Raw genomic sequence first — 20459 nt, 5'->3', positions numbered from 1 at the left:
CGCTAAAACCCCATATCGATGGAATTATCAAAGCAGTAGTTTTGCGCCGAAGCGGCGGACAGGTTCTCACCCACCCTGTTGACGGTCAAAGAATATCCCGGATTGGTATCCGCACCGGGCGGTGGGGTTAGCGAAAACTGCACTGTGCGAACACCTTTCTCGTAAGCTTTGGAAACATAAATCCGCTGCGAGTTTGAAACTGCCAATGTGCGAACTGCATAATCCCCAATTCCACACCAATAGGTGACCGCGGCCGAGGATCCACCGACAGGCTTCACTTCATAGGTTCCATCCTTAAGCGGCGTGATCTGGGTTCTGAACTGCGGTCTTAGTTTATAGCCAAAACCAACGCCCTGAGACTGCGCAATGGTGGGGGCCAGTATGATGGCTGTCAAAGAGAGGCATGTAAGAAAACGCATATAAAACACCCTATGAAAAACGCGATCACGGCTGAGACGACGTGGGACCAACCAGCCTATACGAATCAATATAGTCAAACCGGGCCTCAGGTCTAACTCAACCCGTAACACATCAGCTTGAATGAAAATTCTTTCTTTGAATATGTGGTGCGCTATGATCTCTGCATCAGCAGTTTCCAGAGTGGCCCGTGGAAAAGTCATTTCCCAAAGACTGGTTCGATCTTTCCGGTGAAAAATACGCCGACTTCGGTGCGTTATTTTATCTGGCTGCCCTGACCAAAACGCATCGTAACCGCAGTTTGGCACAGGTTCTCTATGCGTTCGAAACGCCGCTGAGATTGGGCCAGTATCACATCTTCCGCCAAAACGGCTTTCCGCGCGGATTCGTGACATTTGCCGGTCTCAGCTCGGAAGCCGAATATCGCTATGCGGTGAAGGAAGAGCCGCTGAGAGATGTCGATTTCGCCAGTGGCTCATCCTTCTGGATCATCGATATGGTGGCACCCTTCGGCCAAACTCGTCAGATCGTCGACATGCTGAAACGGGACATCCCGCACCCACGCGTGCGCACCAATCGCCTCAGCAGCGACCTATCCACAAAACGGATCGTCGAATGGACACGCGATGACCAGCAACAGGTGCATATGCGCCTTTACCGCGATGCCGAATTTGCCAGAACGCTTGAGCAGGAAAACGGATGACTTCGGTTGTAACCATATCGGGCGATATCACGGGCGACGTGACCGGCTTTCCTCCTAATGTCGCTTCGGGTGACCTCGATGTCACCGCAACATCGGATTTCGGAACCTTCACCGGGGCCACCTGGGCAATCTCCGATCAACCGGATTTCGGCACCGCCTCAATAGATGCGAACGGTACGTGGACCTATACCGTCGACCCGGCCTTCTTCGATAGCCTCGATGACGGAGAAATCCAATTGGACTCGTTCGAGGTGACGGTCACCGCCAATTTCGCCAATGGTTTCTTCACCTTCAGTGGAACCCAGACCCAGATCATTGATATCACTATCGAAGGCGTTTGCTTTACCTCAGGTACTCTGATCGAAACGGCGGAAGGCCAGCGCGCCATTGAGACCCTGCGCGTGGATGACGACGTGTTGACTGCCGATCACGGAATACAGCCGATCCGCTGGATCGAAAGCAGCACCATGTCGCCCGAGCGATTGCGCGCAAATCCTGCGATGCGCCCGGTGCGAGTGACCGCAGGTAGTCTGGGACCTGGTGTTCCATCCCGCGATTTGCTGGTGTCTCAACAGCATCGCCTCCTGATCCGCGGCCCCAAGGTCGAGATGCTGTTTGGCGCGCCCGAAGTGTTGGTCGCCGCCAAACATCTGTGCTCGTGGCCGGGAATAGATATTGATACCGGTGATGAGCCGGTCGAATACCTGCATATCCTGCTGGACAGGCACGAGATTTTGTTTGCCGAAGGGGCTCAGGCCGAAAGCCTGTTTCTGGGTGAAGAAACCCTCCACACGCTGTCTTCTGACGCGCTGCAGGAACTCGCCGAGATATTCCCCGAGCGCGCCTCGGACGAACATATCGGCTTCGGCCTTGCTGCGCGGCTGATCCTGCGCGAACATGAGGCGCGTGCGCTTGCCTAGGTCCTAGACAACCCGCCCCCCGACATCCTGCGGAGCCAGCGCGACGGTCTTGATCACCGCATAGCATGTACTGCCCTGCTGCAAACCCAGCGCCGCGACCGAGCGTCGGGTCACGCGCGCCAGCACAACACCCGCAGTTGTTTTGACCGACACGATTGCACCGGGCCCCTCACCTGCCCGGATCGCCTCGACCTGCCCCGACAACACATTCAAGGCTGAAAGACCCTCGGGTGGTCTATTGGACAGGATCACCTCTTGCGCCGGAATACGAATACGCAGCTCTTCGCCGATTTGATGGGCAATCCGAGGCAGGTAAAGACGAGCGCCACCGGCATCAAGTTCGGACAGGCCATCGTCGTGATGCGCCGTAACACGGACCCGCAGAACGGCCCCCACCGCGCGCACGCCTGCAGGGGCCACGGATGGGTCCGACAGAACATCGGACGCGGGACCATGCCGCACGACACGCCCGTCCTGCAGCGCAACCACGGACGTTGCAAGCCGGGCAACCTCGGCCGCCGAATGGGTCACATAGAGTATCGGGACTGATACCTCGTCCCGCAACCGTTCGAAATAGGGCAGGATTTCAGCCTTTCGCGCGTCGTCGAGCGCGGCCAGAGGCTCATCCGCAAGGATCAGGCGCGGGCTGGCCAGCAGGGCGCGGCCAATGGCGACGCGCTGTTTCTCACCCCCCGATAGCATGGCTGGGCGGCGGTCCAGCAGATGGCCAACACCCAACATCTCGATCACCCGATCCGGGTTTTCGCGTCGTGCCCCGCGCGGTGCAAACCAGCGACCATAATTCAGATTCTGGCGTACGGTCAGATGCGGGAACAGACGGCCTTCCTGAAAGATATAGCCCAAGCGCCGTCTATGTGGCGGCAGCCATGCCCCACGATCCGTGTCGAACAACACCCAATCGCCGACCGCGACCCGCCCGGCCTCGGGCCTCAATAGCCCAGCGACTGCATTCACTACCGTCGTCTTTCCCGAACCAGAACGCCCAAACAGAACCGTTACACCGGAAGGTGCGTCGAAATCGAGGTCCAGCTTCATCCCGGGTAGCTGGTGTTGCAGGCGGACGGACAGGCTCATGATCCGGCCACGCGTTTGGCCACACGACGGCCCACATATTCCGACAGCAAAAGCGCGCCCATGGCGATGATGATCGAGATGATCACCAGCCGCGTCGCCGCCGCCTCACCCCCTGGAACCTGCAAAAACGCATAGACTGCCGAGGGCAACGTCTGCGTCTGACCGGGTATGTTAGAAACAAAGGTGATCGTGGCCCCGAACTCTCCCATCGCCTTGGCAAACGCCAGGATCGCGCCCGCAATGACCCCAGGCAGGATCATTGGCAGCGTCACCGTTCCAAAGACCAGCAGACGCGACGCCCCCAAAGTGGCGCCTGCCTGTTCCAGTTTTGGGTCTACTGCCTCGATCGACAGCCGGATCGCGCGCACCATCAGCGGAAAAGCCATGATCCCGGCAGCCAGCGCAGCGCCGGTCCATCGGAAAGCAAAAACGATCCCAAGCTCGGCCAAAGGCGCGCCCAACGGCCCCTGAATCCCAAAGGTCAGCAGCAGCAGATAGCCGGTCACCACCGGCGGCAGGATCAGAGGCAGATGAACCAGACCATTCAGCAACTGGCGCCCCGGAAACCGCCAGCGCGCAAGCGCATAGGCAATGAAAATCCCAAAGGGCAACGTGATCAGCGTTGCCCAGAACGATACGCGCAGCGACAGGCGCAATGCCTCCATCTCTGCCGGGCCCAACCATCCCATCGTACTAACCTTCGGGCAGGGAGAACCCCTGCCTCACAAATTCGGCCCGTGCGGAATTGCCTTGCAAATAGGTCAAAAGCGCGTGCGCCGTAGGTTCTGCAGTAGAAGTCAGGGCTGCTGGATACACAATTTTCGGGTGGATATCTGCCGGGATGACACCGATGACCCCGACCCGCTCATCAGCCACAGCGTCCGAGCGATAGACAATGCCCAAAGGCGCCGCCCCCGTCGCAACCAGCGCCAGCGCGGCGCGTACATTGTCCGTCTGGGCGATCTGGTCCTGAACATCGCCCCAAAGTCCCAGACCCTGTAACGCGGCCTTGCCATAGATGCCCGCAGGCACCGCATCGACCAAAGCCATGGCCAGATACCCACTGCCTAGACGGGTGCTCAGGTCAAACCCCGCCTCAATCTCGGCCGTGTCAGCCCCCGGCGCACCAATCAAAACCAGCCCGTTACCCAGCAACTCAATACGTGAAGCGGTATTGATCAGGCCCTCATCCTGCAGCACGTCCATCCAATCCTCGTTGGCCGAAATGAACAGATCGGCGGGCGCCCCCGCTTGTATCTGCCGCGCCAGCACCGAGGAGGCCGCGTACGACACCGTCACCTCTTGCCCGGTCTCAGCCTCATAACTTCTGGCAATCACGTCCAGTGCGGTCTTGAGGCTGGCGGCGGCAAAAACCAGCACGCCCTCGGCCCGAACCGGGACAGCGAGTATCGCGCAGAAGGCCAAAGCTGCGATCAGACAGCGACAGGCGCCCGTCATTCTTTGCCTCCGGATCAGAGGGTTGCAATCCCTCTGGGCATATCGGAGGCAACACGTGGCAGGCAAGGCCCTTTGGCCTTACAACCAAAGCTACGGCCCATATTGAACTCAGAATTCGGTGGAAAACGAGAATCGCCCAACCCAAGATCAATATGCTGTCGCGCTTCTCTAAAACCGGAAACTCCCGAGGTAGAGCGCTCAATCGCTAAACAACGTGTCTGATCCGCCTCGCCTGAACAGCGATATCCGCATTTCGCTATTCAACCACGATATGACACATGAGTTTGCTCGATTGGTAACCGCGCCCAGTTGCCTAAACGCTGATCTGAAACCTTGCGCGATTTTGCAAAAGAAATTGTGCCATACCCTCTTGCACCCACGCACGGGCTTAGCTACATGAGCCCTCACGGGTGATTAGCTCAGTTGGTAGAGCGCTTCGTTTACACCGAAGATGTCGGGAGTTCGAGTCTCTCATCACCCACCATTCTTTCCCCACGATGTATCAAGGCCTTACGCGACTAGCACCTTTTGCTGTGCTGCGCATGAAACTGTGTCCGCTGCGCCTCCGCTGCACTTAGACAGAAAAGATGTCTCCAACACAGGAGATATGGGCCATGGCAACAATCGTAAAACGGCCTAGCGGAAAGTGGCAGGCGACGGTTCGGAAGGACGGGCAATCCCGATCCAAGTCCTTTCTAAAGCGTGCTGATGCGACGAAGTGGGCTCGTAAGACGGAGTTGAGCGCCGACAGGGGATTGCTAACCCCAGACCTCAGTGAGAACGCATCCGAGATGACACTTGGTGAAGTGCTGCGAAAATACCGAGATAACATCACGAGCGAGAAACGGTGCGCGGACAATGAAAGTTATGCAATCAACGGGTTCCTGCGTAAGTACTCCAAGTTAGCCACTAAGAAGGTCGGCAAGCTGCGATCCGCTGACTTTGTCCACTATCGTGACCAGCGCATTAAATCCATGAAGGCGGCGACTGTGGTGAGGGAACTGGGTTGGTTGCAGCACGCCCTGGATGTCGCCTGTGAGGATTGGGGGCAGAACCTGCCACAGGGGAACCCAGTCAAGTCTGTACGGCGGCCCAAGATCGACAACCGCCGAGAGAGACGATTGCGGCAGGGAGAATGGCAGGCTTTGCTGGACGCCGTGAACCAAGCTCGGTCTCCGCTGATGAAGCCATTGCTGACGCTTGCTTTGGCAACCGGGATGCGCCGAGGGGAATTGCTGTCGATACAATGGAAGCATGTAGACCTTGAGCGTCGGACAGTGTTCTTGCCCCAAACCAAAAACGGTCGCGCCCGTACAGTGCCTCTCAGCCCGAATGCCGTTGCCGTTTTGATGAACCTGCCACGCGGGAACGACCGGTGTTTGCCCCTGTCTGGTAATTCTGTGCGATTGGCCTTTGAGCGCCTCAGGCAACGGGCAGGCGTGGTAGACCTTACATTTCATGACATTCGACATGAGGCGGTGTCCCGCTTTGTGGAAAGCGGATTATCGTTGGCGCAGGTCCAAATGATCAGCGGACATCGGGATTTGCGGATGCTGATGCGTTACACCCACCTGCAGACCGATGACATCGTGGCAAAGTTGGCAGCCGTCGAACATGCCTAAATCGGCGTGATGCGGTGCAGGGTGGTCGTAGTCTCTCGATGCGTCAGTTTTTGACCGCCCTGCTCCCTATCAAGCGACAACACTGCTCCCCTAGCCTTTTGGCTGTCCCGTGGCTGGCTTTCTGTCCCGCACACATTTGGAAATGGCATTAACCCTTCCTCTTGTGAACACACAGGCGCTAACCCTCCGTCTTGTGAACTAACAAGCGTTGCCAATCCCTCATTTGTGCAAAACCCCTCCCTCATTTGAGCATACAGGTTTCGCTTGGTCAGTGTTGATCGGGTTACTTTGACAACTTGGACCTACGTCACTCCAATGCGAGTGGAGTAAGTTGCCGTTAAAGGCATAGAAATAAAAGATAAATCACGACAACCTGTAAGCAAAGGTACTGAAAAGAGGGCTATTAATCCCTCTAGTTTAGCCATTGCGTGTTCACCGGGATTTTCTCCCACTCGCCCCAACGGGGCAATTCCATTTGCTCGGTATCCATCAGAGCACATTCCCCAAACTGGTCCAATGGGCCGAACACAGGAGGCTTATATGCCCCATATCACTATTGCCGATAAACCCTGTGGCTATGGCAAATCCACAGAAATCAACCGCAGCTTCAAAAAGTCGGAGAAGTATATCGCCGTTTTACCCTACCTAAGTGAGGTGGAACGCTTTATCAAAGGTGCTCGAAAAGATTCCGACTTCATCCTCACACAGCCTATTTGTAATGGCGGCAACAAAAGTGATCACTGCGAGAAGTTGATCCGAGCGGGCAAGTCAATCGCTTGTACTCACGCTCTTTTCTACCGGCTTGGAGCTATGGCAACCCAAAGCACGGGCGTTGCAAGATGTACTGAGTTCGACGGCAACGGCAAACCGACCATCGAAGTCGATCACTTACTTGATGGATACAACCTCATCATTGACGAGGTCGTAAACCCCTTCGAGGTAGACCAGACAGTCCGAAAGGTTGACTTTGACACAGCTTACCTAGGTCTTGGCATGGCAGTAGAGGAGCCTGACGGACGTATTGTTCCGACGGAAAAGTGGGATGAGCTGTACCGCAAAGGGAACAAGACATTTGACCGATCACTCTATGACAAAGCCAAGTCGGGCGCACTGTATCGCATAAGCGAGGCGCTGTTCGTCCTCGCAATTCCCAAAGAACTTCTGCTCAAGCCCAAATCCGTAACGATTTACACGTACCTTTCAGAAGGATCGGTGCTGCTGCAGTTCCTGCAAAAGCTGCAGAACGACCATCCCGACTCGTTCACTCTGGAGGTGCAGCGTCTAGACAAAGAAGTCGAAGCTGTGTGGCGAGAAGACGTTGCTGGCGCACTGACGGTTCTTTCCATACCGGAGTTGGAGACCCAAAAGTGGACACATAGCGCACAGCTAGACAAGATCAAAACGCATCAACAGTGTACTTCGATTGGCCACAAGCTACGCAAGTTCAAGGATAGAGAACTGTATGGCGTAGACCCCAGAACCGTTATGCTGACCTGCGCACGTGGTCTGTGGCATGACGCAGCGACAGGACAAAAGCCAAAGGCAGGCAGGCTCTCAAAGCATACGCGTATGTTTGGGCGCGCCTTGAAGGAAGAGGTGTACAACAAGGACACAGAGGTTGTTGATGAGATATGGACCACAAACGGCGTTAAATTCGTACCCAACACCACACGTGGGACCAATGACCACATAGGGTGCACAACAGCAGTGTATCTCTATGATCAACACCCCAACCCGCAACTGTTGACCTTCCTAGGCATGAAGCGCGACAGCAAGGAGGCTCATAGCTTCTCTGATGCTTATGCGTTGACCGAACTGGTGCAGTGGCTATTCCGGTCTGCAATACGTGTGGGTGGGCTAAATGGCACCGAACGCGCCTACACACCAAGACGTAGAGTTACGCTCTACATACCATCTCGGAGAATGCGGAACCTACTGCTGAACTGGCTGCTTTCGGGTGAGGTCAATAGTGCACAGGTTTGTGCCAACGGGCAGAGGCAGAAAGAGTTGCTTGCCCGGTTGGAAGGTCGTCAGGTGGCGGCAGCAGCATAATGCCGTTTGACATAGCAGCGGAACAGACGTTCCTAACTCGTGAAGAGGCCGCCTTGCGCGGCCTTTCTCGTTTCTGGACGGGTCGTCCTTGTAAGTATGGGCACATGGCCGAGCGGTACGTCAGCAATCGCCAATGTGTACAGTGCAACGCTGAGAAAACGGTCGAGCGGGATCGGAGGTGTCGAGCAATCGATCCATCTTACCGTATGTTCAGGTCAGTACAGAACCGGTCAGGTCAGGTTTTGAGGGGCGAGGCCAGCCCGTCTCGGGCAGTCGGTTGCTCGCATGCGGCCTTAAAGAGGCACATAGAGGCCCGGTTCACAGATGGCATGACTTGGGACCGGTATGGTCAATGGGAGGTGGACCACATAACCCCACTCTCGGCTGCACAGTGTTTGGAGCACCTCATCGAACTTTGCCACTACAGCAACCTGCAACCTCTTTGGAAGCGGGACAACCTAGCAAAGGGCGGGGCGTAAGCCTCGCCCGTGCGGGTTAGAATCTATCTTCTTTGTTCGCTGGGTGCGTCAGCAATCGGATAGGACCAGCCGCTGCCGACCCAAAAATTTATGGTTACTAAGAAAAACACTTTCACTGACTCAACGACGTGATCACCGCCTTCACTAAATCGTATGCCGCACCGCCGCAGACACCGGTCGCAACAACGGTGGCAACGCTTCGATGGATGAAGGCCCCCAATCGGCTACGTTTGTAATACTCCATTGGTGGAAATAGCCACCTAGCATATTGGAACAAGAACCGGGCTAGCAATAGCGACAGCAGCAACCCGTAGATGCCAAGGATAACGTTGAGGAAAATTGTCTGCTGCTCAAGCCACCCGCTGGCGGACGCCGCATATTTGTAGAACAGCCATATCACCGCAGGCAAGAAAGCGAGATAGATGATGTAGTCATAGGCTCCCGAACCATGGATGATAGGGCGAGCAGCCTTACGCTTTTTGAAGAAGCCATCAATCTTCTGAGCGGTTGAGATTACCCAATCCTCATCCCGCCCAGCAACATTAATCACACTGCGGTTCTCAGTCGGATTGGAAGGTAACGATTGCAAGTCGATCTTCAAAGACGGCTTCTCGAAGCTCAGGAATACTTCAACAGTATTTAAGGGGCGAAGGTTGATCGAACGCTCCGCATATGCCGCGTTCGAAGCGAACAGCGACTGCAGGTCGTCGGGGAAAGCTCTCTCGTCAGTCCTCGGTATTCCTAGGCCCTGCATCGAGTCGCCGTTGCTCGCCACGTAGTTGTACTCGATAGGCACTAGCTCATTAACACGGGTTTTTGCCTGCTCCGGGCTTTCAAAAGTACTGAGGTCGAGCCTGCTATACTCAATCTCCTTGGCTCTTTCATTCACCTCAACGAGCAGTTCGCAGAACTCTTTCAAGTCCTCAGCCGACAATACGAGGTTGGTGGGTTTGAGATCACGCCGATAAACCGGTACTCGGATCGGCTGATCTGCGTGTAACTGTGCCTGCTGTGGCACCTTTTCTTCGACGACATCAGGTAGTGTTTCTTCGTGCTCGTTCATCGGTCAGCTTGCCGCCTCATCGAAGTAGCCTTCGTCAATCTGCTTTATGTGAAGCACATCTTTGTCGCGGCATCCTATATTGTATTTGATCATCAACTTAGCGAGTTGCGGGCCATCAATAAGTACAATCCGCGACCCTAAGTCCTTGGCCGTCTGTTCCGCAGCATCCGTGAAATGTGACGTGGTCACGAAGATACCCTTCGTCGCTTTCTTAAGGTTCAATGCTCCGTAGAAGTCGCGAATATCGCCCGGCCCCACGCTGTTGGCAGAACTATAACGCTTCGCTTGAAGATAGATTTGGTCTACGCCAAGCGGGTCCTGATCAATTACACCATCCACACCATTGTCGCCCGATTGCCCGAGCGCGCGCCCTGCTTCCTCGGACGTGCCTCCGTATCCCATTGCGATCAGCAGGTCTATTATCAGGTTCTCAAAGAACACTGGCGACGCCAACCGCACGTTGTCGAGCAAGTTGGCAGCTAGGGCAGACTCAAGTTTTTTGTGCGCTGCCTGCAAGTCTTCATCGGGTGTATTGGCTGGTGTTTCGGCTCCTGCCTCCGAGCCAGTTTCTTGAGCATTTTCTTTCCCGCGTGCTTTGAATTCCTGAAACTCGTCGAACTGCTCAAGGTACTTTGAGTCCAGTGAAATCGTCGGATCAACCAGAACTGACTTGCCTCGATCCGTCAATTCGTACCAGCCCCTCCGAGTGTTGCGCACCAAGCCCGCTTGTTTCATATACGAGCGCGCCCAATGAACTCGATTTGCAATCGTTGTTTGCTTTCCGCTTGGCAACATTTGCTTGCGTTCTTCATCGCTTAATTCAAGACGCCTTGAAATCTCTTCAACCACGTCGGCCACTTTCCGTGGTCCATTTTGGGCGCACTCCAATACTGGGCGCATAAGCGACTGATAATCGGGGATCATACCTGCTCACCTCAAATTCTTTGTGCACATAATAGGGTGGCACCCGTCGCGCATAAACCTCTGGCGTGCAAGGGACTACCAAAAAAACAACTCAATCTGTACCAGATTCCCGAGTATCGGCAGTGAAGTCGACTAAATGTTTCTTCGCGCAAACACGTTTGCAAGAACATTTGGTCGAGAGGCCTGCTGGACTTCGACTTCATCTACCGTGGCCTCGGCACACACACCAATCCGCATTATACGGTTTGGACTGCCTAATAAAATTCCGCAATTTCCGTCTCTGCAATCTTTCTGGAGTCGCGGAGACCAGCAATACTATGCTGCAACAGCTTCGCCCGCGATGAGGAAAAGATCTTCTTTGAACTTCAAGCCTCGCGCGAATAATCCAAGAATTGCAGTATCCTAAGTTGCGTGTCTTAATGCGGGTTACGGATAAAGACTCTGAAAGTTGAAGATTTGGACATCAACCAATTTATTGAAAGATGGGCAGCGTCAGGAGGCAGCGAGATTGCGACTGCCCAAACCTTCGCCATTGAACTCACCGACCTACTGGGCGTTGCGCGACCCAACGTCTCAGACGCAGACGGGGATTTTCTGGACTACCGCTTCGAACGCCCCGTTACCTTGACCCACACAGGCCGCAAACGGAACGGACGGATCGACCTCTATAAACGGGGGCACTTTATCCTTGAGGCCAAGCAGTTCGTATCTGCCAGCACGTCAGATCAATCCACTCTCGAGTTGTTCCTCGAAAAAGACGCCCCCAAGCAGGCGGGACACGGCAAGCGTGGCACTACCAAGTTTGACGATACGATGCTCAAGGCCCGTAACCAAGCAGACAACTACGCAAGGGCAGTTGCCAAAGAGGACGGTTGGCCACCCTTCTTGATGATCGTTGATGTGGGCCACGTAATCGAACTCTATGCGGATTTCTCGGGACAAGGGCAAGGGTACAACCAATACCCCGACGGGAACCGATACCGAATAAAACTAGAGGACCTGCGCCAAGGTGAAACGCAGGACCTGCTGCGCAAGATTTGGACCGATCCCTACAGCCTTGATCCATCATTAAAGTCCGCCGAGGTCACACGAGAGATAGCAGGACACCTTGCGGAGTTGGGTAAGAGCTTCGAAGCTCAAGGCCATGAAGGACATGCTGTTGCCCGGTTCCTGATGCGCTGCCTGTTTTCCATGTTCGCCGAAGACGTGGACCTGATCCCCGAACGCAGCTTCACTGAGTTGCTGATCAAGCTGCGCGGGCAACCCGAGAAAGCCAAACCTATGCTTGAAGGGCTATGGCAGACAATGAACGCAGGTGGCTTTTCCCAAGCCCTGATGTCTGACCTCAAACGCTTCAACGGTGGTCTTTTCAAAGAGGCAGACGCACTGCCCCTCGACAATCTGCAACTAGGCCTGTTGATAGAAGCGGCGGAAGCGGACTGGAAGCAGGTAGAGCCTGCGATTTTCGGCACGCTGCTGGAACGCGCGTTGGACAAAAAGCAGCGCCACAAGCTGGGCGCGCATTATACCCCTCGGGCTTATGTGGAACGTTTGGTGACACCAACGATTATGGAACCTCTGCGAGAGGATTGGCGCAACGTGCAGGCCGGGGTGCAGCGCTTGACTGCGGATGGTAAGGACGGGGCCGCGCTGAAACTGGTTAAGGATTTCCACCACCAGCTCTGTGAAACAACTGTGCTGGACCCAGCATGTGGATCGGGCAATTTTCTTTATGTTGCGCTAGAGATGATGAAGCGGCTAGAGGGTGAAGTCACGGCCCTAATCCATGAGTTGGGGGAAAGTCAGACCAGTTTCATCACAATCGACCCGCACCAGTTCCTAGGAATCGAGTTGAATCCATGGGCAGCCAACGTTGCGGAACTGGTGTTGTGGATCGGTTATCTGCAATGGCATTTCCGAACTCACGGCACTGCGTCGCCCTCGGAACCTGTGCTTCGTGACTTTAGGAATATCACTAACGCTGATGCAGTGCTGGAATGGGAAGATCGTACGCCCCGTATGGATGATCAGGGCAACCCCGTGACCCGATGGGATGGGGTGACAACGATCATGCACAACGTCACTGGTGAAGAGGTGCCAGACCCTACCGCCCGCGTGCAGGTCTACGACTACAGCAAGCCTAAAGCGACGGTCTGGCCCGAGGCGACGTTTATCGTAGGCAACCCGCCGTTTATTGGGAAAGGCGCAATTTTGCGAGAAGCCTTGGGGGATGGGTATGTAGAAGCCTTATGGGAAGCTTATCCCAAGGTCCCACAAAGCGCCGATCTAGTGATGTATTGGTGGGAAAAAGCTGCACTGGCAACGCGAGCCTATGATTCAAGAAAGGGCGCGGGCACTCGTCGCTTTGGCCTTATCACCACCAACAGCCTGCGCCAGACATTTAATCGCCGAGTTCTGGAGCCGCATCTGAATGACCCGAAAAGGCCGCTCTCGCTGCTGTTTGTTGTGCCTGATCATCCATGGGTCGATACACTGTATGGGGCGGCAGTGCGGATTGCCATGACCGTGGGAGGGAAAGGCAGTCGGGATGGTAGACTTCTAACCGTAACCTCTGAGGGCAAACAGGATCGGGCCGAAGCAGACGGCAAGCCCGTCACATTTGATAGAAAATCCGGAAAGGTATTTGCCAATCTACAAATCGGTGCAGATGTTGCAGGAGCTAAGGCGTTGCAGTCCAACTCTGGATTATCATCGAACGGAATGATGCTAGCTGGACAAGGATTTATCATTAAGAAGAGCAATCGTGCTGCGATCGGTATCGGTCGCCGTTCCGGTTTGGAAAATTATGTCGGGCCATATGTAAAAGGTAGAGAATTTAACCAGCTAATGGCTGGCAACTATGTCATCGACTTTTTTGGGCTAAATGAAGAACAGGTCAGAGATCGATACCCAGAGGCATACCAACATCTCAAAGATCATGTTTGGCCGGAACGATCAGTAAAGTCGGATAAAGCATTCAGAGAAAAATGGTGGCTATTCGGGCGAGTACGAAGTGATTTTCGCCCGGCTTTGGATGGGGTACCCCGTTTCATAGCAACAACAGAGACCTCGAAACACCGCATGTTTCAATTTCTCGATGCAGGCACACGTCCAGATCATATGTTAATCGCGATTGCCTTGCCTAACGCAGAAGCACTAGCAGTTTTATCAAGCAGGCAACACGTTGTCTGGTCCTTAGCAGCAGGCGGACGGTTAGGCGTTGGGAATGATCCTCGCTACAACAAGTCGCGCTGCTTTGACCCCTTCCCATTCCCAGACCTCAAAGACGCCCATAGAGCCAAGCTTCGCACCCTCGGGGAAGAACTAGATGCTCACCGAAAACACCAACAGGCGGCGCATCCCAAACTGACGCTGACGCAGATATACAATGTCCTCGAGAAACTTCGTGCGAACGATGTGATCGAAGGCAAGGACAGAGAGATTTACGATCAGGGTCTCATCGGCATTTTGCGAGATCTGCATGATCAGATCGACGCCGCTGTGGCCGAAGCCTATGGCTGGCCTGCAGACCTCTCGGATGAAGAAATTTTGTTCAAGCTCGTCGCTCTCAACCATGAACGTGCCGAAGAAGAGGCACAAGGTCACATTCGCTGGCTGAGACCTGACTATCAGAACCCATCCGGCGCTGTGGCTGAGGTGGGCAAAACTTCGGAAATGGATTTGGGCGCAAAACCCAAGGCAGAGAAAAAACCTCCATGGCCAAAAACCCTGCCCGAACAAATCGCCTCCGTGCGCGAGGTATTGGAGCAGTTGGGTGAAGCAACCCCCGACCAGATCGCACGCAACTTTGCCAGAGGCCGCAAATCCGCCGTACAGCCCTTGCTGGAGGCCCTCGCAGCATTGGGCGAGGCCGAAGAGACCGAAGAGGGTCGCTACGCAGCTTGAGGGCGCGAGGTGATCATAAATTTCCGGCACATTTTTTCGTGCTCCTATCTATGACTTCCCGCACCCGAGTTTCCCCCATAGCCCCCTATTCCGCTGCGCCTCCGCTGCACTTACGCTGCAATCTAACCGATGGTCGATCCCACACCGAGTGCTCCAAGACGTAGTGCCTCATCCAGCTGGGCAGTGATTTCGTTCATCTGCTCACGGTTGCTTGGTACAGAAGACCACCCCTCGACGCCGTCTTCCACAGATTGTGCCCTCAGTGCGAAGAAGTTCCGGAAGTCTATATCTCCACCTTCAAGCACGAGCCCGTCATGGACCCGCATCCGTGCGAATTCTTGTCCAACCACCGTGCCATAATTTGCCTGCGTTGAGCCCTCTCGTGCTTCATACCATTCATCAATGTTAGCGGCTCCGACCTCAAAATCCATTTGAGTTGTGACGCCATCCCTAAGGTTTACTTTGATACCCCAAGGGTCCAACCCGTGTTGCTCAAGGTCGATAAATCCGGGTGCCACAACGTGCCCTGTCGCATCGATGGACTGGCTGCCGTTAATATCTTCGTCGGTGATCGCAGTGATCCATCCGTTGCTTATTCTAACGTTAGCAATCTGGTCGAACCCGGTTTCCGGGTCCATGACCCGACCGTTGAGAATGACGATGTCGTAAGTCTGCGCGGCGCCTAGTGTCGAAAAAACAGACAACGTGCCCGCCAGAAACAAGGTACGCATGGATGGATCCTCCCTTTTTATCGACAAAACTGAATGTTTTGTTATTTTTGGAGTCTGCTTTCGCCCCACCTCAGAAAACGATCCGAGTTCTTAGACCGAACAGCATAATGCTATCCTGCGTGGGGTTCAGCAGCGGGTCAGAAATGAACTGCAGTGATGGCGTGATCTGCAACTCGGGTGATATTGAAAAACGATAGAATGCTTCGAGCGTGAACTGATCACCGTCTATGCCCCTTGCCTCGGCCCAGTTCAGTCCCAGCCCGGCCAGATCGGTATTACGACCGTAATATCCCAGACCTGCAGAAACGGACCGATCATAAAGCGCCGCTGTCCCTTTTGAGGCCCCTGCCCTGAAGAATGGCATCCATTTATTGCCAACAAACCAAGCCGCTGAGAAGGCAGCCCCATAATCTTCAGGGCGGCTACCATCGTCGGCTGCATCCGCATGCCAAAGGGTCAAATGGATATTGTCAAAGTAGATGCGATCAAAGCCGGAGGTGTAACCAAGCTCGAGTGACTTGAAGAGATTGCCATCGCTAAACACATCAAAGTTTGGATCAGATGGGTCGGCGTTTGCGTCTGAGATGCTCGCAACAGCGTAGAAGTTTTCGCTCAGCTTTACCCCACCGGCAATGCCAAGGCCTTGATTGGGTGTGTTAATAGTCGGATTGGTATTGAAAGACAGGTTCTGGAAACCGCTGTATGGGCTGACCAACCCATAAATGTCCACAAAGTCCGTTACATCAATCTGCCCGACTTGCAGTGTCCACGCGCCGTTCTCGGCCCTTTGCGTCCAGAACAGATTGGTCAGCAGCAAACCATTATCGTTGAAGGCTGTCCCAGTGATCGAAAGTGCTCCGCCATCCAGCCCAAGAAACTGTGGGGCAACATCAGTGTAACTGTGCCGATCTTCGATCTTGAATGTCAAAGAGCCGCGTTCAGTTGCCTGCCAACTACCGTAAAAACGCGCAATTCCGCTTGCCGCTTCGCCGGTTCCAAGATCAGCATTCGTGGATTGGCCCAATGCCAGGTAATCAATATTGAAGCGAAAACCGTCCTCGGCCAGTCGGTCTTTCCACTGAAACCAACCTGGTGCGATATTGCGTGGAAAATCGGAACGGTATTGCGGATCGGTTAGCCCATCTCCGGGCTCTAGATCAGCTTCAACCGAAGATGGCCCGGACAGTCCCTGAGCCGACGCTGCGCCAGCAAAGGCAATACTCAATGCGGCAAACAGAAGTCTTATCATTCAGACGTCTTTGCCCCGCTGGTCTTGCGAGCTCCCGCCGCCCGGATGCGATCGGCGGCGCGCTGCCTCCATTCAAGCCTGTCTGCTTCAGTCTCCAGAGTTTCGACACGTTCCGTCTCCAACTGGAACGTCGCATTCATAGGCATAAGGCCGTCCACAACCATCATGTTCTGAACAGAAGGATTGATGGTCAAAGTGCCCGTTAGCCGAACAGGTTCGTGGAAATAGCTGGGCGTCCAGTCTCCATTCAACCGCACACGGATCATCTGGTTGGGCGGAGGAGGAGGCATGTGACTACACATCCCGCGTTCCGGCACCAGATACGCGACAGGTCGCCCGTCCGGATCACTCGGAGCGGGAATGGCAAAGCCCGCGAGTGTGATTGTTTGACCGTCGAATTGCGGATTTCCGTTTGTACCAGCCTTTCTTCGACGTTCTGTTACGACCTCTCGCTGATCGAGTAGCCAGTCGACATCAATACCATCTGCCACCAAGGCATCCTCAGTCTCGGTCAGAAGCTCTTGCCATTTCTGCCTTTCTTCATCGCTACCAGATTCCCGCTGCAATCTGCCGCGCAGCCTTACGACGTAAAGAACATCGTCGAACTGTTCAGCGCTAAGTTCGCGATAGGGGTCTTCAAAGACCTGCGCGGACGGGTCAGGCAGGTCAGACCAGTCTAACGCGGTTCCTGGCGTCGCCATGACAGGATGAGCACACCAAACCAACCCTGCGAATACTATGGAGCGGAAGCAATGTCGCATAAATACTCTCCGGCTGTTCAGACAGGTCAATCCAGTGTGTTTTTATAGATGACGCCGTCCTTCATGATCAGGCGGATCGTATCTGGGCTTTCAGGCCTCGGGTCGGCACCGAACCATTGATCACCCGTGCCAACAACCGAGAAGTCTTCAAGTGGGTTACCATCGATGAGCAGGATATCCGCATAAGCTCCTTCCTCGATAACGCCGAGTTTTCCGGCGGTATACGGGTTCATAAAGTCACCTGACAAAGCGACCACCTCACCACCCGTCGATGTCAACGTCACCATCGACGTGTAGGGTCCAAAAAACTCATTGTTCAGGTGCTTCTCGTAGGCAATCTGGATATTGCATGCCTCGACCGAACCAACACAGTCGGTCTGGAACCCTCGCTTCACCGGGCATTCCTTCATATTGTCGATGTAGCCCGCAAATGTGGCCGAGGCGGATTTTGCTTTGGCAAGGCTCGACGGGACATTTGCCACTGCCGGAATATCAAGCAATCCGGGATCGAAGGCCGTCAGGTTGGTCGTAATATATGCCCCTTTTTCGTTCATGACTTGGGCAATTTCACAGTCAAACGAGAAGCCGTGTTCGATCGACATCACACCCGCCTCTAGCGCGCTCAGGATTGCTTCCTTCCGATAGGAATGCGCCATGACATAGCTGCCATACTCGTTTGCCACCTGTACCGCAGCTTTGATTTCCTCAGGCGATCCAGCCAGCAACTGCCACGGATCGAAGGCCGATACGACGCCACCAGATTGCATGAACTTCAACTGCGTCGCGCCCATGCGGAAATTGTTGCGTGCGAACTTGTAAACGTCATCAACACCGCTAATTTCCTGCGCCAAGTTCAGCCTGCTCATGTTTGTTTCAGACCCGGGCGGTGCGGTGAAATTCGCGAAGTCAGCGTGACCACCTCGCGTTCCGATAAATGCACCAGATGGAAAGTAACGCGGGCCGTCAATTTGGCCTGCGTCAATTGCGCGACGTAACCCGCCATTGGCGCCACCCGCATCCCTGACTGTGGTGAAGCCCTGCATCAAATACATCTCGGCCATCCGTGCACCGTGTATGGCAAAGTCCTCCCACGTTGTGTTGGCCTCCATCGCAGGTAACGTAGGCCCCATCAGCATGAGATGCGCGTGCAGTTCAATAAACCCGGGGGTCAGTGTCCGTCCCTCTCCGTCAATGACCGTAGCATTGGGGGCATCGATCGCATCGGTTGATACGGCCTTAATCAGATTACCCTCGACCAATACGCTGGCATTCTCGATACGCTGTTCATTGACGCCATCGAAGACATGCACGTTGGTAAACAACGTTTGAGGTTCTTCTTGATCCTGAGCATGCGCGGACGTTGAAAAAGAAAGAGCTGCAGCGACAATTACCGTCGAGCAAAGGGACAATCGTAGGCCGGACATAAGTACTCCCTTCATATTCGTGTTTTGCAAACTGTAGTCCGGAAAATCTTGGCTCGGTTGCCACTTTCGAATTAGGATGTTCGAATGTGATTGAAAAAATGGCCACTTCTTAAAACTAATCCAGACAAGGGTGACGAGCTTGCCTTTCAACTCCACCTCTCAAGAGCATAGCGAGGGCTTTATTCGCCTCTCATTAGCTGCTCCGTTCCTGCAATATCTCACCGAACGTAAGATCAATCCGCAACCAGCATTGGATCAGGTTGGCCTGAAAGCCGAACTGTTGTCTGACCCAGCCGTGTTCGTGCACTCAGAGTTGGTCTACGGTTTGGTAAATGCCTTCTCAGAAGTGTCAGGAGATCGATACCTTGGACTGAAAGTAGGGGAGACGTTTGACCTGCAAGAGTGGCCTCCGTTCGCTCAGGCCCTGCAATCGACAAAGACGCTGTTCGAGTTCTTTACCCGTTTCGTGGGGCTTGTACCGCAGGAATCCAATTCTGTGCGACACAGCCTTGTCGTAGAAGCGGACAAAGCGACTTATCGAATCGAAAGACAACAAGAGCCTACTGTACCGCCGATTCAGGTGACCGGTTTTGGTGCCGCAATCTATGTACGCCTATTGCAGACCGTCGTCGGAGATGCCTGGGATTCTTCGCGTGTGCGATGGGAAAGCAGATACATCAACGGACTACCTATCGATTACAAAGGGATCGAGGTCGGCCTTGGGAACGATCCCGGAATGCAAATTAGTTTCCCTGTAGAATGGTTGTTTTTGCACCATGTCTCTGAGGGCTCTGCCAAGCCCATCGCCTCACCGCGACAAGATGAAGAAGTAACCGTAGTAGCTGCTTTGCGATCTGTTTTACGCGATAAGCTGGATGAAACCGATTTGGGACCAGAGGTGGTGGCTGGATTGTTGGGAATACAGCCGGAACGGTTTCTGAAAGCGCTTCAGCAACAAGGCACAACGCTGCCCCGCGAAATCAAACGGCTGCGTGTCGATGTCGCCAAGGAACACCTCGGAGAAGACAAAATGACAATAGCTGAGATCGGTCTAATGCTCGGCTACTCCGACAAATCCCATTTCACACGCTTTTTCAGGGGCCAGACCGGAATGACACCGACTAAGTACCGCCTTGGCTCGTAATTATGTTGCAAATGCTTGGATCAGCTGTGCGAACTTGATTTCGGAACAAAAGCAAAGGCGCGACCAGACTGCCGTCCCGACCGCGCCTTAAACCATTCTATTCGAACGCCATTATTGGCCGGTGGTCTCTACGCACGTTCCCTTGCCCCATCCGGACTTGCTACCAGAGGCAGAGTAATCAAACGTGCCCTTCTCAGGGTGAACGTTATAATTCAGCGTGTAATCCTCACCGACATACAGATAGGTCAGGGTGTCGAGACCGGGAAACACATCCACATCCTTGTCGATGTCCCCGATCGTAATGTGGCCCTTTTGCTGGCCATCATACTTCACAAGCCGAGCGGCCATTTCCGGGTGTTCCGCATCCGGTGCCTCACATTCAAACACCCGTTCCTCGGCGAATGCGGCTGCAGGCAATAGGGTAAGAAGCAGAGCTGCCTTTTTCATTGATTTCCAATCTGTATTCGATCTGTTGCACTGCGGCGGCTATTGACGATTTTGGGCGGAATTT

The 20459-nt window shown here is 54.3% G+C and carries 17 protein-coding genes and 1 tRNA gene; 7 read left to right on the top strand and 11 right to left on the bottom strand.

From position 1 onward, the window contains the following. Positions 1–2 precede the first annotated feature (2 nt). Positions 3–419, bottom strand: a complete 417-nt coding sequence (locus ACR0MP_RS08490; RefSeq protein ID WP_480886355.1) for a hypothetical protein — start codon at positions 417–419, stop codon at positions 3–5. Between the two features lie 188 nt (positions 420–607). Here ACR0MP_RS08490 and ACR0MP_RS08485 point away from each other — a divergent pair, with 188 nt between their 5' ends. Then, entirely contained in the window at positions 608–1120 is a 513-nt protein-coding gene (locus ACR0MP_RS08485; protein ID WP_480868881.1) for a toxin-activating lysine-acyltransferase, read from the top strand. After that, a complete protein-coding gene (locus tag ACR0MP_RS08480; protein ID WP_480886354.1) occupies positions 1117–2040 on the top strand; it encodes a Hint domain-containing protein in 924 nt (307 codons plus the stop codon). The genes ACR0MP_RS08485 and ACR0MP_RS08480 overlap by 4 nt, the downstream gene beginning before the upstream one ends. Positions 2041–2043: 3 nt before the next feature. On the opposite strand, the gene modC is transcribed toward ACR0MP_RS08480, so the two are convergent. From modC to modA, 3 genes are read right to left on the bottom strand one after another with little or no spacing between them, the layout of a single operon-like run. Next, positions 2044–3135, bottom strand: coding sequence for a molybdenum ABC transporter ATP-binding protein (gene modC, locus ACR0MP_RS08475; protein WP_170396032.1), 1092 nt, complete (start codon positions 3133–3135; stop codon positions 2044–2046). Then, positions 3132–3824 carry a molybdate ABC transporter permease subunit gene (gene modB / locus ACR0MP_RS08470; protein WP_170408879.1) on the bottom strand — a complete coding sequence of 231 codons (693 nt, stop codon included), beginning with the start codon at positions 3822–3824 and terminating at the stop codon, positions 3132–3134. Before modB ends, modC begins: the two co-directional genes overlap by 4 nt. A gap of 4 nt (positions 3825–3828) precedes the next feature. Further along, positions 3829–4593 carry a molybdate ABC transporter substrate-binding protein gene (modA, locus tag ACR0MP_RS08465; RefSeq protein WP_170408878.1) on the bottom strand — a complete coding sequence of 255 codons (765 nt, stop codon included), beginning with the start codon at positions 4591–4593 and terminating at the stop codon, positions 3829–3831. A 408-nt stretch (positions 4594–5001) separates the two neighbouring features. Between modA and ACR0MP_RS08460 the strand changes: the two genes are divergently transcribed. The 3 genes from ACR0MP_RS08460 to ACR0MP_RS08450 all read left to right on the top strand — a co-directional run bounded on the left by ACR0MP_RS08460 (position 5002) and on the right by ACR0MP_RS08450 (position 8267). Next, positions 5002–5077 (top strand) — tRNA-Val (locus ACR0MP_RS08460). A 130-nt stretch (positions 5078–5207) separates the two neighbouring features. Further along, positions 5208–6215 (top strand): tyrosine-type recombinase/integrase, encoded by a 1008-nt coding sequence (locus ACR0MP_RS08455; RefSeq protein WP_480659387.1) that lies wholly within the window; start codon positions 5208–5210, stop codon positions 6213–6215. Between the two features lie 540 nt (positions 6216–6755). Then, positions 6756–8267, top strand: coding sequence for a hypothetical protein (locus ACR0MP_RS08450; protein WP_480659385.1), 1512 nt, complete (start codon positions 6756–6758; stop codon positions 8265–8267). Positions 8268–8858: 591 nt separating this feature from the next. Here ACR0MP_RS08450 and ACR0MP_RS08445 read toward each other — a convergent pair. Next, positions 8859–9809 (bottom strand): hypothetical protein, encoded by a 951-nt coding sequence (locus ACR0MP_RS08445; RefSeq protein ID WP_480659383.1) that lies wholly within the window; start codon positions 9807–9809, stop codon positions 8859–8861. 3 nt (positions 9810–9812) lie between these two features. Next, positions 9813–10733 (bottom strand): restriction endonuclease, encoded by a 921-nt coding sequence (locus ACR0MP_RS08440; RefSeq protein ID WP_480659382.1) that lies wholly within the window; start codon positions 10731–10733, stop codon positions 9813–9815. Positions 10734–11189: 456 nt separating this feature from the next. Here ACR0MP_RS08440 and ACR0MP_RS08435 point away from each other — a divergent pair, with 456 nt between their 5' ends. Next, entirely contained in the window at positions 11190–14639 is a 3450-nt protein-coding gene (locus ACR0MP_RS08435) for a class I SAM-dependent DNA methyltransferase (RefSeq protein ID WP_480659381.1), read from the top strand. 122 nt (positions 14640–14761) lie between these two features. On the opposite strand, the gene ACR0MP_RS08430 is transcribed toward ACR0MP_RS08435, so the two are convergent. The 4 genes from ACR0MP_RS08430 to ACR0MP_RS08415 form a co-directional block, all read right to left on the bottom strand. Continuing rightward, positions 14762–15370, bottom strand: coding sequence for an amidohydrolase family protein (locus ACR0MP_RS08430; protein ID WP_480886352.1), 609 nt, complete (start codon positions 15368–15370; stop codon positions 14762–14764). A 70-nt stretch (positions 15371–15440) separates the two neighbouring features. Further along, a complete protein-coding gene (locus ACR0MP_RS08425; RefSeq protein WP_170514100.1) occupies positions 15441–16619 on the bottom strand; it encodes a carbohydrate porin in 1179 nt (392 codons plus the stop codon). Further along, entirely contained in the window at positions 16616–17320 is a 705-nt protein-coding gene (locus ACR0MP_RS08420; RefSeq protein ID WP_480886350.1) for a DUF3299 domain-containing protein, read from the bottom strand. Before ACR0MP_RS08420 ends, ACR0MP_RS08425 begins: the two co-directional genes overlap by 4 nt. Positions 17321–17406: 86 nt before the next feature. Then, on the bottom strand, positions 17407–18804 hold the full coding sequence (locus tag ACR0MP_RS08415) for an amidohydrolase family protein (protein WP_170408874.1): 1398 nt from the start codon (positions 18802–18804) through the stop codon (positions 17407–17409). Between the two features lie 139 nt (positions 18805–18943). Here ACR0MP_RS08415 and ACR0MP_RS08410 point away from each other — a divergent pair, with 139 nt between their 5' ends. Then, complete coding sequence (locus ACR0MP_RS08410; RefSeq protein WP_480886348.1) at positions 18944–19948, top strand: AraC family transcriptional regulator; 1005 nt, start codon at positions 18944–18946, stop codon at positions 19946–19948. 111 nt (positions 19949–20059) lie between these two features. On the opposite strand, the gene ACR0MP_RS08405 is transcribed toward ACR0MP_RS08410, so the two are convergent. Further along, a complete protein-coding gene (locus tag ACR0MP_RS08405) occupies positions 20060–20395 on the bottom strand; it encodes a hypothetical protein (RefSeq protein WP_170395976.1) in 336 nt (111 codons plus the stop codon). Between the last annotated feature and the right edge of the window lie 64 nt (positions 20396–20459).

The organism is Ruegeria sp. K3 (genome assembly GCF_056531845.1).
This window is presented reverse-complemented; position numbering and strand designations above follow the sequence as displayed.

Coding starts and splice junctions, on each gene's coding strand:
- ACR0MP_RS08490 (WP_480886355.1), bottom strand. CDS start 419: ATGCGTTTTCTTACATGCCTCTCTTTGACAGCCATCATACTGGCCCCC.
- ACR0MP_RS08480 (WP_480886354.1), top strand. CDS start 1,117: ATGACTTCGGTTGTAACCATATCGGGCGATATCACGGGCGACGTGACC.
- modC (WP_170396032.1), bottom strand. CDS start 3,135: ATGAGCCTGTCCGTCCGCCTGCAACACCAGCTACCCGGGATGAAGCTG.
- modB (WP_170408879.1), bottom strand. CDS start 3,824: ATGGGATGGTTGGGCCCGGCAGAGATGGAGGCATTGCGCCTGTCGCTG.
- modA (WP_170408878.1), bottom strand. CDS start 4,593: ATGACGGGCGCCTGTCGCTGTCTGATCGCAGCTTTGGCCTTCTGCGCG.
- ACR0MP_RS08455 (WP_480659387.1), top strand. CDS start 5,208: ATGGCAACAATCGTAAAACGGCCTAGCGGAAAGTGGCAGGCGACGGTT.
- ACR0MP_RS08450 (WP_480659385.1), top strand. CDS start 6,756: ATGCCCCATATCACTATTGCCGATAAACCCTGTGGCTATGGCAAATCC.
- ACR0MP_RS08445 (WP_480659383.1), bottom strand. CDS start 9,809: ATGAACGAGCACGAAGAAACACTACCTGATGTCGTCGAAGAAAAGGTG.
- ACR0MP_RS08440 (WP_480659382.1), bottom strand. CDS start 10,733: ATGATCCCCGATTATCAGTCGCTTATGCGCCCAGTATTGGAGTGCGCC.
- ACR0MP_RS08430 (WP_480886352.1), bottom strand. CDS start 15,370: ATGCGTACCTTGTTTCTGGCGGGCACGTTGTCTGTTTTTTCGACACTA.
- ACR0MP_RS08425 (WP_170514100.1), bottom strand. CDS start 16,619: ATGATAAGACTTCTGTTTGCCGCATTGAGTATTGCCTTTGCTGGCGCA.
- ACR0MP_RS08420 (WP_480886350.1), bottom strand. CDS start 17,320: ATGGCGACGCCAGGAACCGCGTTAGACTGGTCTGACCTGCCTGACCCG.
- ACR0MP_RS08415 (WP_170408874.1), bottom strand. CDS start 18,804: ATGTCCGGCCTACGATTGTCCCTTTGCTCGACGGTAATTGTCGCTGCA.
- ACR0MP_RS08405 (WP_170395976.1), bottom strand. CDS start 20,395: ATGAAAAAGGCAGCTCTGCTTCTTACCCTATTGCCTGCAGCCGCATTC.